The sequence below is a fragment of the Nonomuraea sp. KM90 genome, assembly GCF_052246675.1.
Lineage (GTDB): Bacteria > Actinomycetota > Actinomycetes > Streptosporangiales > Streptosporangiaceae > Nonomuraea.
In genome coordinates, this window is the sequence record NZ_JBQQCB010000016.1 from 1 (window position 1) to 14,962 (window position 14,962).

Sequence of the window (14,962 nt, forward strand, 5' to 3'; positions counted from 1 at the left end):
AGGTCTCCCACCATGAGAGTGGGTAAGGCTCCCGGTAGACGACCGGGTTGATAGGCCGGAGGTGGAAGCACGGTAACGTGTGGAGCTGACCGGTACTAATAGGCCGAGGACTTGACCACAAAGCATATTGCTTTGGTGTGTGCTGCGCTCTGTTACTCTTCGCCGGGTCCGGAGCCGCGCCACACCAGAGAATCTTGCTCGCGTCCACTATGTAATTCTGAGACAGCAAGCAGTGTGCTTGTTAGTTTCATAGGGTTACGGCGGTTATGGCGGGAAGGAAACACCCGGTTACATTCCGAACCCGGAAGTTAAGCTTCTAAGCGCCGATGGTACTGCACTCGGGAGGGTGTGGGAGAGTAGGTCACCGCCGGACAATCTTTTGGGGAGGGCCCCGACGCCAACGCGTCGGGGCCCTTTTTTGTGTGCAATGAGGGCCACCCCCAGCAGCTGAGGTGGCCCTCTCTTGCGTTCGGGGACCTGAAGGTCAGGCGCGTTGCCACAGGGCGGGGACGTTGGGTGGTTCCCAGCCGGCCTGTGACTGGTGCCCCTGGAGGCAGCGGTACGCCGCGCCTCCATACGTGACCTGGTCACCCGCCTGGTAGGTCACCCCAACCCGCCAGGTGCCGCCGCCCGGAGGCGGACTCGTCGGGGGGTCCGTGGGCGGAACGCCCGGGACGTTGAGCACGAAGTCGAACGTGGCCTCCCTGCCCGTCCCCACCGTGCGCACGTTCATGAGCAGGGCGGGATCGAAGATGGTGTCGGTGTTGTTGCGGGGCTCGCCGGGGAAGTAGAGCTGCGTCGTCAGGACCGGCCGCCCCGGGGCCTGCGCCTTCACGTGGATGTGCCGCGTACGCCCCGGATAGAGGCCGGGCACGATGGTGGTGAGCTTGAAGGCGCCCTGGGCGTTGGTGTACTGGTGACCGCGGAAGTTGTACGTGACGTTGTCGTACGCGCCGTTCCTGTCGGCCTGCCAGAAGTCCAGCAGCACGTTGGCCAGGGGCTGGCAGGCCAGGCCGAAGACGTACCCGCTGACTGTCAGCGCCGTGCCCGTGCCGGGGAGGACCGTGCGCTGGGGGGAGCTCGGCTTGAAGTAGGGGCCCTCCGTCTGCGGGGGCGTGGGGTCGTCGCCGTCGTCGCAGTAAGGGGTGGGGGTGAGCGGTCCGCCGCTCCCGGCCGCCTTCCGGGCCAGGGCCGGGACCTCTCCGATCAGTAAGGGTACGGGTGTCGCTATGAGAGCCGCCTTGAACAACGTCTTTCTGCTGATGCCGCCTTGCTCTCCCGCGCGAGTGTGCTCGCCTTCCACGATGGCCTCCTCTTGAGCGGCCCGCCGGGGGGTGGGGCGGGCTGTTTCCCAAGGTGGCACCCCGGCCGTCGCGGTGAGTACCCTCCACTTTTCTATACGGTCCGCAATATGTTCGCCCCGCGGACGGAGCGCTATCGGCGGTCAGTAGGGTTGAGGGGTGGATTATCGTGCGGTTGAACGCGCGATCATGGATCGTGGCGTCGAGTGGGATTTCGAGCCGACGCTCGATCGGATCGCGGCCCTTCTTGACCTGCTCGGCTCGCCGCAGCGGGCGTACCCTGTCATACACATCGCCGGCACCAACGGCAAGACCAGCACTGCGCGGCTGGTCGAGGCCCTGCTCAGGGAGCGCAACCTGAGGGTGGGGCGGTTCACCAGCCCGCACCTGGTGTCGATGCGCGAGCGGATCACCGTGGACGGGGAGTTGCTCAGCGAGGAGCGGTTCAGCCAGGTCTATGAGGAGATCATTCCTTATGTCGAGCTGGCCGACACCCAGGGGCGGCGGATCCAGTTCTTCGAGCTGCTGACGGCCATGGCGTTCGCGGCGTTCGCCGACACGCCGGTCGACGTCGCCGTCGTGGAGGCCGGCATGGGCGGGTCCTGGGACGCCACGAACGTGGCCGACGGGACGGTGTCGGTGGTCACGCCGATCTCGCTCGACCACACCGACCGGCTCGGCCCGGACATCCCGAGCATCGCCTCGGAGAAGGCGGGCATCATCAAGCCCGGCGCCACCGCCGTGTTCGCCCAGCAGGAGCTCGCCGCCGCCGAGGTGCTGATGCGGCGGGCGGCCGAGGTGGGCGCGGTCGTCGCGCGCGAAGGGCTCGAGTTCGGAGTGCTGAACCGCGAGGTGGCGATCGGCGGGCAACTGCTCACGCTGCGCGGGCTCAAGGGTGTCTACGAAGAGGTCTACCTGCCGCTCTACGGCGCCCATCAGGCGAGCAACGCGGTGTGCGCGCTGGCCGCCGTCGAGGCACTGACGGGCGGTGACGATCCGCTCGACGTCGAGCTCGTCCGCCAGGCGTTCGCGCAGGCGTCCTCGCCCGGGCGGATGGAGGTCGTCCGGCGCACCCCGACGGTCGTGATCGACGCGGCGCACAATCCGGGTGGCATGCAGGCGACCCTGGAGGGGCTGCACGAGGCGTTCGACTTCGCGAAGATGATCGGCGTGGTCGCGGTCATGCGCGACAAGGACGTCGAGGGGCTGCTGGAGCTGCTGGAGCCGATCCTCGAGGAGATCATCGTCACGCGTAACTCCTCGCCCAGGTCCATGTCGCCAGAGGAGCTGGCGGCGCTGGCGGTGCCGCTCTTCGGTGAGGATCGCGTACACGTCGTCGACCGGCTCGACGACGCCATCGACAGGGGCATCGGCATCGCCGACGCCGCAGGCGAGTTCAGCGGCACGGGCGTGTTCATCACCGGATCCGTCGTCACGGCGGGCGACGCGCGGCAGCTGCTCAAGGCGGACGGCACATGATGAACTTCGCGGTCACCCCCGGCATGCGCAGGCTCGGCGCCAGCGTGCTCGGCATGGAGGCGATCGTCGCCGGGCTCATCACGCCCGTGGCGATCGCCGTGGTGGGGGCGGAGCCCTGGCTCGCGGTGACGGTCGGCATCGGTCTCGCCGTGTTGTGCGTGGTCGCCGCGGGCCTGCTCAAGAGGCCTTTCGGCTACGTTCTCGGCAGCGTCGTACAGGTGCTGGCCATCTGCGCGGGCTTCCTCGTACCGACCATGTTCTTCCTCGGCGCGATCTTCGCGGCACTGTGGATCACGGCGATTATGGTCGCTCGCCGTGTCGAGGGCGCTACTTCCCGCTAAAGTCGGCCAACATGGCCGTCCCCCCGATTTCGCGGCCGCCGCATCAGGCGCGCCTCGGACATCAATGGTTGCTCGACACCTTGCTCGGGCTGCTCGTCGTCGTGTCGCTGCCCCTGGCGGTGGTCGCGATACCCAACACGCTCTCCGTCGTCGCCAGGCTGCTGCCCGGCGACCTCGACCAGGCCGGGCTCATGCGCACGCACGGGCTCGCACTGCCCGCACTGATGCTGACCGTCCCTCTCGCGGCCGCCGCGCTGCGCCGGGTTCCGGTGGCTCATCTGCTGGTCGGCGGGCTGGCGCTGATGGCGCTGTCCGACGCCGCCGGCGGTTACGCGGGCTCCGAGCTCGTCGTCGGCGCGGTGCGGGTGGCTCGGGGCATCGGCGCCGGGCTGATCCTGCCCGCCACGCTGGCGGCCGTGTGGCACCGCCTGCCGGCCCTGCGGGCGCTGTGGGTGGGAGTGTTCAGCCTGAGCCTGCTCACGGCGCAGGCGTTGGCGCTGTGGCCGCTCGACGCGGTGGACAGCTGGCGGGTCACGCTGCAGCCGTACCCGCTGGTGACAGGGGTCGCGCTCGGCCTGGCCGCCGCTCACCTGGCGGTGTGGATGTTGTCCGGGAGGCCCGCCGCGCCCGGTCCCGTCGGCCGCGAGGGCAGCCGGCTGCTGCTCGCCGCCGTGCCCGCGGCGGGCATCGCGGCCGTGGCGATCAGCACGGCCAGCGAGGGGTGGCGGGCCATTCCCGTGATCCTGCTGGCGGTCGTGGCGGTCGTGGGACTGCTGGCGCTGGCCTCGATCGGGGCCGCGGAGAGCCGTACGCTGGCGTTCACGATGGTGGCGGTCGGCGTCGTGCTGCTGCCCAGCGCCGCTCAGGTGACGCTGGTGGAGATGGGCGGTCTCGGCGGGCCGGGGCTGCGGGGGCTGTGGGTGCCGTACAGCGTGGCCGGGCTGCTCGCGATCGCCTCCTCGGTGGCGGTGCGGCTGCTGTGCCGGACGTCCGGACGCTGGCTGGCGCCGCTGGGGCTGCTGGCCATGGTCGTCGGGCTGTGCTCGGTGCGGCTCGTGGTGCCGTCCGCTGACGGGCTGGTGCTGGCGGTGCCGTTCAGCCTGCTCGCGGCCGGGGCGGCGGTGGCGCTGACGGCCGCGCTGCAGGATGTCGGCATCGGTACGGCGACGTTCGGGCTGTCGCTGTGCTGCGCGGGGGTGCTGGCGGGGTTCCTGCTCGGCACGGGGGTGCAGATGTCGATGCTGGACGGGGTGCGTTCGGCGCAGGAGCTCGTCGACAGCTTCGTGGGGGCGTTGCACTGGTGGGCGTTGATCGGCGGGTTCCTGGTGGTGGCGATCATCGTGCTGGCCGCCGTGATGGCGCGGCGCCCCGGGCGGGGGTCGCCGGGGGGTGCGGACGACGAGCCTGACACACCGCCCGTTCCCTGCGCGGGCATGCCCTCTCCCAAGGACGTGCTGCTCGTACGGGCGCCGGAGCGTACCGATGCCGAGGATGGCGGGGACGACGAGGACCGGCCTACCGGCGCGATCCCGCGTGTCGTGCTGCCCGTGTCGGCCAAGGGCGCCTTCGGCAGCGCTGGGGCCGCCGGTGAGGGCGAGGGGCCGTCCGCGCCGGCGGTGCCGCCGCAGGGGCATTCGCCCGAGGACGCCGCTTCGTCGTAGGAACTCGCGGCCCGGGCTTCCCGCGGGAAACGAGGGCAGGGGCTCGGGACGGTAAGCTGAGGGCCCTGCTACGGCGACGTGCGGGCAAACGTGCCCCGCGAGCGTCTTCGCGGCCCGCAGCCGCGACCCCACTCTGTTCGAAGGAGAACTTCAAGTGTCCGAGCGCACTCTTGTCCTGATCAAGCCCGACGGGGTTAAGCGCGGCCTCATCGGTGACGTGATCGCCCGTGTGGAGCGCAAGGGCCTCAAGGTCGTGGCGATGGACCTGCGCACCCTCGACGCCGACACCGCCAAGGCGCACTACGCCGAGCACTCCGAGCGGCCGTTCTTCGGCGAGCTCGTCGAGTTCATCACCTCGGGGCCGCTCGTCGCCCTGGTGCTCGAGGGTCCGCGCGCCGTCGAGGCCTTCCGCGCGCTCGCCGGCGCGACCGACCCGGTCAAGTCGGCTCCCGGCACGATCCGCGGCGACCACGCCCTCGAGATCGGCGAGAACGTCGTCCACGGCTCCGACTCGCCCGAGTCGGCCGCCAGGGAGATCAAGATCTTCTTCCCGGACCGGTTCTAGCCGATCCCGACCTCTCGCCCCGCTCGCGCCGCGGCCTGTTCGTGGCGGTCTGGGGGAGGTTCGTTCCTCGTGCGCCCGTGCGGCTTCGGCTGTGCGGGCGCGTGTGCTTTGTGCGGGGGCTTTTCTCGGGGCTTCTTTCGGTGGGGACTTTCCGCGGGGGCATTTCTGTCGGTGACCGGCCGTATGGTTGCTCGCGTCGCCGGTGGTTCGGGAGCCGGTGTTGCGGCCCGGATTTTGTCGGGCGCTTACCGTAGGGTTCCTCAGGGTTGGAAGTTGGATCGTTCCAGCACTCGGTCGGATGTTGTGGTGCAATCCGGGCAAAATTGCGGTTGAGGTAGGGGCTGGAGATTTTTGACGGGCGCGATGGCTCATTGCGCCCATCGGTGGGTACGTCACGTTACGATTCGAATTCAATCCGTAGTCACTCGCGAACGACGTTACGGAGGGCTCCGTTCCCCATGGGCAGCAAGCTCGCGTTCCTCGGCCGTGACATGGCGGTCGACCTGGGCACCGCCAACACGTTGGTCTACGTGCGTGGCCGCGGCATCGTGCTCAATGAGCCGTCAGTCGTCGCGATCAACACCGCGACCGGCAAGATCGTGGCGGTCGGCATCGAAGCCAAGCGAATGATCGGTCGTACGCCTGGCAATATCATCGCGGTCCGCCCGCTCAAGGACGGCGTGATCGCAGACTTCGACGTCACCGAACGGATGTTGCGATATTTCATCCAGAGGGTGCATAAACGCCGGCATTTCGCAAAGCCGCGCATCATCATCGCCGTGCCCAGTGGCATCACGAGTGTTGAGCAGCGGGCGGTGAAAGAGGCCGGATACCAGGCGGGTGCCCGGAAGGTCTACATCGTCGAGGAGCCCATGGCCGCCGCCATCGGGGCTGGGCTGCCGGTGCACGAGCCGACCGGGAACATGGTGGTCGACATCGGCGGCGGCACCACCGAGGTGGCGATCATCTCGATGGGCGGCGTGGTCACGAGCCAGTCGATCAGGATCGGCGGTGACGAGCTCGACCAGGCGGTGATCGCGTTCGCCAAGAAGGAGTTCTCGCTGATGCTGGGCGAGCGCACCGCCGAGGAGATCAAGATCGCCATCGGCTCGGCGTGTCCCTTCGGCGAGGAGTCGCACGCGGAGGTGCGCGGGCGCGACCTGGTCAGCGGGCTGCCCAAGACGATCATCGTGTCGAGCGAGGAGATCAGGAAGGCCACCGAGGAGCCGGTCAACGCGATCGTCGACGCGGTCAAGACCACGCTCGACAAGTGCCCGCCCGAGCTGTCCGGCGACATCATGGACCGCGGCATCGCGCTCACCGGCGGGGGCGCCCTGCTCAAGGGGCTCGGTGAGCGGGTCAAGGCCGAGACGGGCATGCCCGTGCACCTGGTCGACAACGCGCTCGACTCGGTCGCCATCGGCTCCGGCAAGTGCGCCGAGGAGTTCGAGGCCCTCCAGCAGGTCCTGGTGTCGGAGTCGCGACACTGATGAGAGACTCACGCCGTGCCCGGCTGATCCTGGGAGTGCTGCTGACGGCGGCGCTGGTCATCCTGACCGTTGACCACCGCGCCGGCGACAGCTCTCCGCTGCGCCCGCTGCGCGCGGCCGGGGCCTATCTGTTCGGCACGGCGGAGCAAATCGGCGGCGGGGTCGTCCGGCCCGTGGGCGGGTTCGTGCACGCGATCCTGACCGCCCCGAGCGCGAAGGATCGCATCGAGGCGCTCAAGGAGGAGAACGCCAAGCTGCGGACGGGCCTGCTGGCCGGCAAGCTCGACGCCGACCGCGCCAAGGAGCTCAAGCAGCTCCTGGGGCTGGCCGGGGCCGGGGGATACCGGGTGGTCACGGGCACCGTGGTCGCCAGGCGCGGCCAGCCGGGGTTCGAGGACGCCGTGCAGATCGACGTCGGCACGAACGACGGGGTGCGGCCGGAGATGACCGTGCTCAACGGCGACGGGCTGGTGGGCCGGGTCGTGCACGCCTCCTCGCGCACCTCGACGGTGGTGTTGATCAGCGATCCCGCCTCGGCCGCCGGGGCGCGGCTCGAAGGGGGCAAGGAGATCGGCGTCGTGCACGGGGTGGGGGAGCACGGGCGGCTCGTGCAGTTCCGGCTGCTCGACTCGACGGCGCCGATGAGCAGGGGCGGGCGGATCGTGAGCTTCGGGTCCCAGCACGGGACGCCGTACGTGCCGGGGGTGCCGATCGGGGTGATCGAGCGGGTGGAGTCCACCCCCGGGGAGCTGACGCGGATCGCCTATGCCCGGCCGTACGCGGATCTGACTGCGCTGGACGCGGTCGGCGTGGTGGTGGAGGCGCCCAAGCGGGATCCCCGTGACGCCGTGCTGCCCGCCAAGGAGGGGGCGCGGTGATCGGGGGAGTCTCCGTGGTGCTGGCGCTGCTGGCGCAGGTGATGCTGGTCAACCGGGTGCCGCTGCCCGCCGGGGGCGCGCCCGATCTGGTGTTGCTGGCCGTCATCGGTGCCGCGCTGGCCCGGGGGCCCGCGCCCGGGGCCGTGCTCGGGTTTTTCGCCGGCCTGCTGGTCGACGTCATGCCGCCGTCCGCGCATCTGGCCGGCCAGTACGCGTTCGTGATGGCGCTCGTCGGCTACGTCGCCGGGCGGGGCGCGGGCGGGCCCGTGACCACCGTCGTGCTGTGCGTGCTGATGGCGCCGCTGCTGGCGGCGGCCGTGGGCGGGCTGATCTCCGATCCGCGGGTGACGATGTCCACGGTGACCGAGCAGGTGCCCGTCACGATCGTCTACACGCTGGTGGTCTCGCCGGTCGTGATCTGGCTGACCATGCGGGGCAGACAGGCGAGGTTCTCGACATGATGAGGATGCGGGCCCGGCTGCTGGTGCTGCACCTGCTCGTGCTGACGCTGCTCGTGGTGCTGGCCGTGCGGCTGTGGCAGGTGCAGGTGGTGCGCGGGCAGGAGTTCGTGACGCGGGCGACGGAGACCCGGACGCGGGCGGTGATCGTGCCCGCCGTGCGGGGGCAGATCCTCGACTCGTCCGGACGGCCTCTGGTGCGGAACAAGACCGCGCTCGTGGTCTCCGTGGACAGGACCCGCCTGTCCAGGATGAAGGACGGCGGCATCAAGGTGCTGCGCAAGCTGTCCGCGGTGCTCGGGAAGCCGGTCGCGGACCTGCAGCAGCGCATCACGCCCTGCGGGCCGGGGGTGGGCAAGCCGTGCTGGACGGGGTCGCCGTACCAGCCGGTTCCGCTGGACGAGAAGGTGGACACGCGCGAGGCGCTGCAGATCCTGGAGCGGCAGGAGGAGTTCCCCGGGGTGACGGCGGAGATCCACTCCGTCCGGCAATATCCGGGGGGCCGGGCCGGGGCGCAGATGCTCGGCTACCTGCAGCCGGTCACCGAGGCGGAGCTGGAGAAGCGTGAAGGGCTGAAGGCCAGCTTCTCCGGGGTGGACCTGGCCGGGCGTGACGGGCTCGAATACGTCTACGACGACGCGCTGCGGGGCAAGGCCGGCCTGCGCAGGGTGCAGGTCGACCGGATGGGCAAGGCGCTCGGGGTCGAGGAGCAGGTGACGCCCATTCCGGGCGACCATCTGGTGACCAGCATCGACTCGCGGGTGCAGGCGGTGGTGGAGAAGGCGCTCGGGAAGGCGATGAAGTCCGCGCCGGGGGCCGACGGAGGGGCCGGGGTGGTGCTCGACGCGCGTACGGGTCGGGTGGTGGCCCTGGCCAGCGCGCCCGGCTACGACCCGGAGATCTGGGGAGGCGGGATCTCGGCGCGCGGATACCAGTGGCTGCTGTCGGAGAAGTCCGGCAAGCCGCTCGTGTCGCGGGCGATCAACGGCCAGTTCGCGCCGGGCTCGACGTTCAAGGTCTCGTCGGTGGCGGCGATGTTGCGGGCGGGCTATCCGCTGAACGGCCAATACTCCTGCCCGGGCTCCTACGCCGTGGGCGGCCGGGCCTTCAACAACTTCCGCGGCATCGCGCTGGGCACGCTCTCCCTGCACACGGCGCTGGTCAAGTCGTGCGACACGATCTTCTACCGGGCGGCGTACGAGCAATACCTCAAGGACGGCGGGCGGCATCCCAAGAAGGCCACGAAGGAGGTGTTCGCCAACATGGCCAGGTCGTTCGGGTTCGGCAACCCGACCGGCGTGGACCTGCCCGGCGAGTCCTCCGGCCGGATCCCCGACCGGGCCTGGAAGAAGGACCTGTGGAACAAGACCAGCGCGGTCAACTGCGAGCGGTCGCGCAAGGGCTATCCGGAGGTGAAGGACAGGGCGCGGGCCGAGTTCCTGAAGCGGCTGGCGCTGGAGAACTGCACCGAGGGGTTCCTGCTGCGGCCGGGTGACTCGGCCAACTTCTCCATCGGCCAGGGTGACGTGCTGGTGACGCCGATGCAGCTGGCCAGGGCGTACATGGCGCTGGTGAGCGACGGCAAGCTGCGCAGCCCGCGCATCGGGTGGGCGCAGGTGCGGCCCGACGGCAAGGTGGTCAGGACCATACCCGTGCCGGTGGTGGGCAAGCTGCCGCTCAGCCAGAAGGAGCGCCTGTACATCAAGAACGCGCTCAGCCAGGTGGCCCAGGACGGCACCGCGGCGGGGGCCTTCGCCGGGTTCCCGATGAACAAGGTGCGGGTGGGTGGCAAGACCGGTACGGCTGAGGTCTGGGGGAAGAAGGACACCTCGTGGTTCGCGTCGTTCGCGCCGACGAAGAACCCGCAGTACGTGGTGGTCGTGATGGTGTCCCAGGGTGGGATGGGGGCGCAGACGGCGGCCCCGGCCGTGCGGGAGATCTACGAGGGGATCTACGGCATCAAGCGCAAGCCCGCCGTGCCGGGTGGGCGGCTGACCACGCGCCTGCCGACGTTCTCGCCCGACGGGATGGTGGCCGGGGGATGAGCGGGCGAGTGGTGGTGGCGGGGGCTGGGGCGGTCCCACGGAAGTGCGGACGTGCAGCGAGAGTCGGGGCGGTTTCTCGGGAGCGCCGGGGTGTGGTGCTCGGGAAGTGCGGGTGTGTGGCGAGAGGTGGGGCGGTCCCACGGAAGTGCGGGCGTTCGGCGGGGGGTGGGGCTCTTGTTCGGAAGTGCGGGCGTTCGGCGGGCGGTGGGGCGCTTGCTCGGAAGTGCGGGCGTTCGGCCGGGGTGGGGCCGGTTGCCGGGAGATGCGGGTGGGTGGTGCTCGGGATGCGCGAGGGTGTGGGGGGCAGGGTTGAATCTGGAGCTTGGGGGATGCCTGGGTGGGGTGTGGTTCTAGGTGGGGTTGGCGTGGGCTGGGGGAGTGGTGGGGGTTTGCGCGTCCGGGTTGGGTTGGGGGTTGAGGGGTGATGGCGCGGACGGTGGCCGTTCGGCGGCCCTCCTTGTTGCGGCGGATGGCTCGCGAGAACTCGACGGTGCGGCGGCTCGACGGGCTGATGCTGGTCGCGGTGGCCGGGCTGTGCGTGATCGGCACGCTGCTGGTGTGGTCGTCCACCAGGACCTGGGCGCCGGGCTCGACGGGGCTGGTGAAGAAGCACCTGCTCAACGAGGTCATCGGCGTGGTCCTGTGCGGGATCGTGGCCATGGTGGACCACCGGGCGATGCGGGCGTACGCGCCTCTGGTGTTCCTGTTGTCGCTGGTGGGGCTGGGGCTGGTGATCACGCCGCTGGGGGCGACGATCAACGGGTCGCACTCGTGGATCCTGCTCGGCGGTGGGTTCGCGGTGCAGCCGTCCGAGTTCGCCAAGGTGGGGCTGCTGCTGATCATCGCGATGTTGCTGGCGCAGCCGGCAGAGGGGACGGATCGGCCGCGCGGGCTCGACGTGGTGCTGGCGCTGATCGCCGCCGGGATCACGATCGGGCTGGTGATGCTCCAGCCGGACCTGGGTACGGCGCTGGTGCTGGGGGTGATCACGGCCGCGGGGTTGATCATCTCGGGGGTGCGCAAGCGGTGGATCGGGGTGCTGACGCTGGCGGCGGGGGCCGGGGTGTTCTCGGTGTTCTACTTCCAGATGCTGGAGCCGTACCAGGTGGCGCGGTTCACCGCGTTCGTCGATCCGAGCGTGGATCCGCGCGGGGTCGGCTACAACAGCACGCAGTCGATGATCGCGATCGGCTCCGGGCAACTGCTCGGGAAGGGGCTGCTCGGGGGCGGGCAGACGACCGGGCGGTTCGTGCCCGAGCAGCACACCGACTTCATCTTCACGGTGGCGGGCGAGGAGTTCGGGTTCCTCGGGTCGGTCACGGTGGTGCTGCTGCTCGGGGTGGTGCTGCTGCGCGGGCTGAAGATCGCCAGGCAGTGTGAGGACAGGTTCGGGACGCTGGTCGCGGGCACGATCGTGTGCTGGTTCGCGTTCCAGACGTTCATCAATGTGGGCATGACGATCGGAATCATGCCGATCACCGGGCTGCCGCTGCCATTCGTGTCATATGGCGGCACCGCCACCTTTGCCAATCTCATTGCGATTGGGCTGCTTCAAGCCATCCGGGTGCGAAGACAGTCGTTTAATTAGAGGTATGTTCTTGGCCTACTGCGATGAGTGCGAGGAGCGCTTTCTGCTGCCCGCGAACCATGTCATCGGCGTACACAACCTCCAGAGCGGTGTCATCGCCGTCGAGCTGACCTGCTACGAGGGGCACCACATCATGGTGCTCAGCGGAAACGACATCGACATCCCCGGACCTGCCACCGTCTGAGCGCCGCTACCCTGGACGGTATGACTGTCGAGTCGATATTCCCCCGCCTGGAAGCGCTGCTGCCCAAGGTGCAGAAGCCCATCCAGTATGTCGGGGGTGAGCTCAACTCGACCGTCAAGGACTGGGACTCCGCCGACGTTCGGTGGGCGTTGATGTACCCGGACGCCTACGAGGTCGGGCTGCCCAACCAGGGTGTGGCCATCCTCTACGAGATCCTCAACGAGCTCCCCCGCACGCTGGCCGAGCGCACCTACGCGGTCTGGCCCGATCTGGAGGCGCTCATGCGGGCCGAGGGCGTCCCGCAGTTCACCGTCGACGCGCACCGGCCGGTGCGCGCCTTCGACGTGCTCGGGGTCTCGTTCTCGACCGAGCTCGGCTACACCAACATGCTGACCGCCCTCGATCTGGCCGGCATTCCGCTGCTGGCCGTGGACCGCGGCGAGGACGACCCGATCGTGCTCGCGGGCGGCCACGCGGCCTTCAACCCCGAGCCCATCGCCGACTTCCTCGACGCGGCCGTGCTCGGCGACGGGGAGCAGATCTCCATCGCCATCAGCGAGGTCATCCGCGAGTGGAAGGCCGAGGGCAGACCGGGCGGGCGTGACGAGCTGCTGATGCGGCTCGCCGAGTCCGGCGGGGTTTACGTGCCGAAGTTCTACGACGTCGACTACCACGCCGACGGCCGCATCAAGCGGGTCGCGCCCAACCGGGCCGACGTGCCGTGGCGGGTGCACAAGCACACCGTGATGGACCTCGACGAGTGGCCCTATCCGAAGAAACCGCTGGTGCCGCTGGCCGAGACGGTGCACGAGCGATTCAGCGTGGAGATCTTCCGCGGCTGCACGCGCGGGTGCCGGTTCTGCCAGGCAGGCATGATCACGCGTCCGGTGCGCGAGCGTTCCATCACCACGATCGGCGCGATGGTCGAGAACGGCATCAAGGAGTCCGGCTTCAACGAGGTCGGCCTGCTGTCGCTGTCCTCCGCCGACCACTCCGAGATCGCCGACGTGGCCAAGGGCCTGGCCGACCGCTACGAGGGCACCAACACCTCGCTGTCGCTGCCCTCGACCAGGGTCGACGCCTTCAACATCGACCTGGCCAACGAGTTCTCCAGGAACGGCAGGCGCTCGGGCCTGACGTTCGCGCCCGAGGGCGGCTCGGAGCGGATGCGCAAGGTGATCAACAAGATGGTCACCGAGGAAGACCTGATCCGCACCGTCACCACGGCCTATTCGCAGGGGTGGCGGCAGGTCAAGCTCTACTTCATGTGCGGGCTGCCCACCGAGATGGACGAAGACGTCCTGGGCATCGCCGACCTGGCCAAGAAGGTCATCCAGGCGGGCCGCGAGGCGACCGGCAGCCGCGACATCCGCTGCACGGTCTCCATCGGCGGCTTCGTGCCCAAGCCGCACACGCCGTTCCAGTGGGCCGGGCAGGCCGACCACGAGACCGTCGACCGGCGGCTCAAGGCGCTGCGCGACTCGCTGAGGGGCGACAAGCAGTACGGCCGGGCCATCGGTTTCCGCTACCACGACGGCAAGCCGTCCATCGTGGAGGGCCTGCTGTCGCGGGGCGACCGCAGGGTCGGCGCCGTGATCAGGGCCGTCTGGGAGGGCGGCGGCCGGTTCGACGGCTGGAGCGAGCACTTCTCCTACGAGCGCTGGATGGCCGCCGCCGAGAAGGCGGGAGTCGACGTCGACTGGTACACCACGCGCGAGCGGGAGGAGAACGAGGTCCTGCCGTGGGACCACCTCGACGCCGGGCTCGACCGCGAATGGTTGTGGCAGGACTGGCAGGAGGCCGTCTCCGGCGGTGAGGTCGAGGACTGCCGCTGGACTCCGTGCTACGACTGCGGCGTCTGCCCGACCATGGGCACAGAAATTCAGATCGGTCCCACGGGGCGGAAACTCCTTCCTCTTACGGTGGTCTAGCGCGCTCAGTGGGCGAGCCGTGTCTCGGCGTACACGTTCACGCACCAGCGCGGCTTATCCTGAGACGAAGGAACTCTTACAAGGGAAGGACGACAAGCTCTGAAACCTGTTCCCGAAGGGCCTCCGCCCGCGCCCACGGTGCAGCGCCTGCGTGTGCGTTACGCCAAGCGCGGCCGCCTGCGCTTCACCAGTCACCGCGACATCTCGCGGGCCGTTGAGAGAGCGGTTCGCCGTGCCGGCATTCCGGTGGCTTTCAGCGCGGGCTTCTCGCCCCACCCGAAGATCTCCTACGCGGGCGCGGCGCCGACCGGCGTCGCCAGCGAAGCCGAATACCTCGAGATCGGTGTTACCACGCCGTGCGACCCCGACCAGGTCAAGCAGAGGCTTGACGAGTCGCTGCCGCCCGGGCTCGATGTGCTCGACGTTGTGGAGGCAGGTCCGGGGGGGCTGGCCGATCGCTTGGAGGTCTCCGACTGGGAGGTGCGGCTGCCCAGTGCCGATCGCGAGCTCGCCGAGGTGGCGGTGGAGAAGTTTCTCGCGGAAGGCACGGTGGAAGTCGAGCGCCTCACCAAGAAGGGTCCCCGCCGCTTCGACGCGCGGCAGGCGGTCCTGGGGCTCGTGGTGTCCGAGGGAACAGACAGATCCGCAGCTCAGGTGCTTGGAGAACCGTGTGTCATACTGCGCATGGTTGTTCGGCACATGACGCCTGCCGTTCGACCCGACGATGTGCTCACAGGGCTGCGCCTTGTGGCCGACTTCGCGCCGCCGGTTCCCCCCGAGGTGACCAGGCTGGCGCAGGGGCCGCTCGACGCCAGCACCGGTGGACTTGCTGACCCGCTCGACCTGGACCGCGACACCACGCGCGGCGGCGAGGCGGGACCGGCGAGTGAGCACGTCGCCGGTTAAGGAAGTGATCGGCGAGAGCCGGGCACGACCGCTGACAGGACTTGGCGCCGGCGCCCCCGACTCGGGAACGCCGGCGGACAACGAGACACGAGGGCTCCTGCGCGGCGCGGCGACGCGCCCGGGAGCTGACGGGAG

Annotated in this window: 13 protein-coding genes and 2 rRNA genes; 14 read left to right on the top strand and 1 reads right to left on the bottom strand. The window is 69.5% G+C overall.

What is annotated here, in order from left to right; genetic code table 11:
- Both ACTWPW_RS19255 and rrf read left to right on the top strand, forming a co-directional pair.
- Positions 1–119, top strand: a 23S ribosomal RNA gene (locus tag ACTWPW_RS19255); the annotation flags it as partial.
- 137 nt (positions 120–256) lie between these two features.
- Positions 257–373, top strand: a 5S ribosomal RNA gene (gene rrf / locus ACTWPW_RS19260).
- A gap of 111 nt (positions 374–484) precedes the next feature.
- Here the strand turns inward: rrf and ACTWPW_RS19265 are convergent.
- The gene (locus ACTWPW_RS19265; RefSeq protein ID WP_443169475.1) at positions 485–1,303 is read right to left on the bottom strand and encodes a dioxygenase family protein; all 819 of its coding nucleotides are present in this window, start codon (positions 1,301–1,303) and stop codon (positions 485–487) included.
- 187 nt (positions 1,304–1,490) lie between these two features.
- Here ACTWPW_RS19265 and ACTWPW_RS19270 point away from each other — a divergent pair, with 187 nt between their 5' ends.
- From ACTWPW_RS19270 to ACTWPW_RS19325, 12 genes are all read left to right on the top strand, one after another.
- Entirely contained in the window at positions 1,491–2,780 is a 1,290-nt protein-coding gene (locus tag ACTWPW_RS19270) for a bifunctional folylpolyglutamate synthase/dihydrofolate synthase (protein WP_443169476.1), read from the top strand.
- Positions 2,777–3,121 carry a DUF4233 domain-containing protein gene (locus tag ACTWPW_RS19275; RefSeq protein ID WP_443169477.1) on the top strand — a complete coding sequence of 115 codons (345 nt, stop codon included), beginning with the start codon at positions 2,777–2,779 and terminating at the stop codon, positions 3,119–3,121. Before ACTWPW_RS19270 ends, ACTWPW_RS19275 begins: the two co-directional genes overlap by 4 nt.
- Before the next feature lie 68 nt (positions 3,122–3,189).
- Positions 3,190–4,782, top strand: coding sequence for a hypothetical protein (locus tag ACTWPW_RS19280; protein WP_443169478.1), 1,593 nt, complete (start codon positions 3,190–3,192; stop codon positions 4,780–4,782).
- A 154-nt stretch (positions 4,783–4,936) separates the two neighbouring features.
- On the top strand, positions 4,937–5,347 hold the full coding sequence (ndk, locus tag ACTWPW_RS19285; protein ID WP_090773482.1) for a nucleoside-diphosphate kinase: 411 nt from the start codon (positions 4,937–4,939) through the stop codon (positions 5,345–5,347).
- A gap of 458 nt (positions 5,348–5,805) precedes the next feature.
- A complete protein-coding gene (locus ACTWPW_RS19290; protein ID WP_443169479.1) occupies positions 5,806–6,837 on the top strand; it encodes a rod shape-determining protein in 1,032 nt (343 codons plus the stop codon).
- A complete protein-coding gene (mreC, locus tag ACTWPW_RS19295; RefSeq protein ID WP_375115134.1) occupies positions 6,837–7,715 on the top strand; it encodes a rod shape-determining protein MreC in 879 nt (292 codons plus the stop codon). Before ACTWPW_RS19290 ends, mreC begins: the two co-directional genes overlap by 1 nt.
- Complete coding sequence (mreD, locus tag ACTWPW_RS19300) at positions 7,712–8,176, top strand: rod shape-determining protein MreD (RefSeq protein ID WP_375115135.1); 465 nt, start codon at positions 7,712–7,714, stop codon at positions 8,174–8,176. Before mreC ends, mreD begins: the two co-directional genes overlap by 4 nt.
- Positions 8,173–10,218, top strand: a complete 2,046-nt coding sequence (mrdA, locus tag ACTWPW_RS19305; protein WP_375115136.1) for a penicillin-binding protein 2 — start codon at positions 8,173–8,175, stop codon at positions 10,216–10,218. The genes mreD and mrdA overlap by 4 nt, the downstream gene beginning before the upstream one ends.
- A gap of 469 nt (positions 10,219–10,687) precedes the next feature.
- Positions 10,688–11,806 carry a rod shape-determining protein RodA gene (gene rodA, locus ACTWPW_RS19310; protein ID WP_375115137.1) on the top strand — a complete coding sequence of 373 codons (1,119 nt, stop codon included), beginning with the start codon at positions 10,688–10,690 and terminating at the stop codon, positions 11,804–11,806.
- 4 nt (positions 11,807–11,810) lie between these two features.
- Positions 11,811–11,990 carry a hypothetical protein gene (locus ACTWPW_RS19315; RefSeq protein ID WP_364113385.1) on the top strand — a complete coding sequence of 60 codons (180 nt, stop codon included), beginning with the start codon at positions 11,811–11,813 and terminating at the stop codon, positions 11,988–11,990.
- A 20-nt stretch (positions 11,991–12,010) separates the two neighbouring features.
- Positions 12,011–13,921: a TIGR03960 family B12-binding radical SAM protein gene (locus tag ACTWPW_RS19320; RefSeq protein WP_375115138.1), complete on the top strand. Its 1,911-nt coding sequence runs from the start codon at positions 12,011–12,013 to the stop codon at positions 13,919–13,921.
- Between the two features lie 138 nt (positions 13,922–14,059).
- On the top strand, positions 14,060–14,827 hold the full coding sequence (locus ACTWPW_RS19325) for a TIGR03936 family radical SAM-associated protein (RefSeq protein WP_375115139.1): 768 nt from the start codon (positions 14,060–14,062) through the stop codon (positions 14,825–14,827).
- The last annotated feature ends 135 nt before the right edge of the window (positions 14,828–14,962 follow it).

Excerpts from the sequence above, each read along its gene's own strand:
- ACTWPW_RS19315 (WP_364113385.1), top strand. The coding sequence starts at position 11,811 with ATGTTCTTGGCCTACTGCGATGAGTGCGAGGAGCGCTTTCTGCTGCCC.
- ACTWPW_RS19290 (WP_443169479.1), top strand. The coding sequence starts at position 5,806 with ATGGGCAGCAAGCTCGCGTTCCTCGGCCGTGACATGGCGGTCGACCTG.
- rodA (WP_375115137.1), top strand. The coding sequence starts at position 10,688 with ATGGCTCGCGAGAACTCGACGGTGCGGCGGCTCGACGGGCTGATGCTG.
- mreC (WP_375115134.1), top strand. The coding sequence starts at position 6,837 with ATGAGAGACTCACGCCGTGCCCGGCTGATCCTGGGAGTGCTGCTGACG.
- ACTWPW_RS19275 (WP_443169477.1), top strand. The coding sequence starts at position 2,777 with ATGATGAACTTCGCGGTCACCCCCGGCATGCGCAGGCTCGGCGCCAGC.
- ACTWPW_RS19320 (WP_375115138.1), top strand. The coding sequence starts at position 12,011 with ATGACTGTCGAGTCGATATTCCCCCGCCTGGAAGCGCTGCTGCCCAAG.
- mrdA (WP_375115136.1), top strand. The coding sequence starts at position 8,173 with ATGATGAGGATGCGGGCCCGGCTGCTGGTGCTGCACCTGCTCGTGCTG.
- ACTWPW_RS19270 (WP_443169476.1), top strand. The coding sequence starts at position 1,491 with ATGGATCGTGGCGTCGAGTGGGATTTCGAGCCGACGCTCGATCGGATC.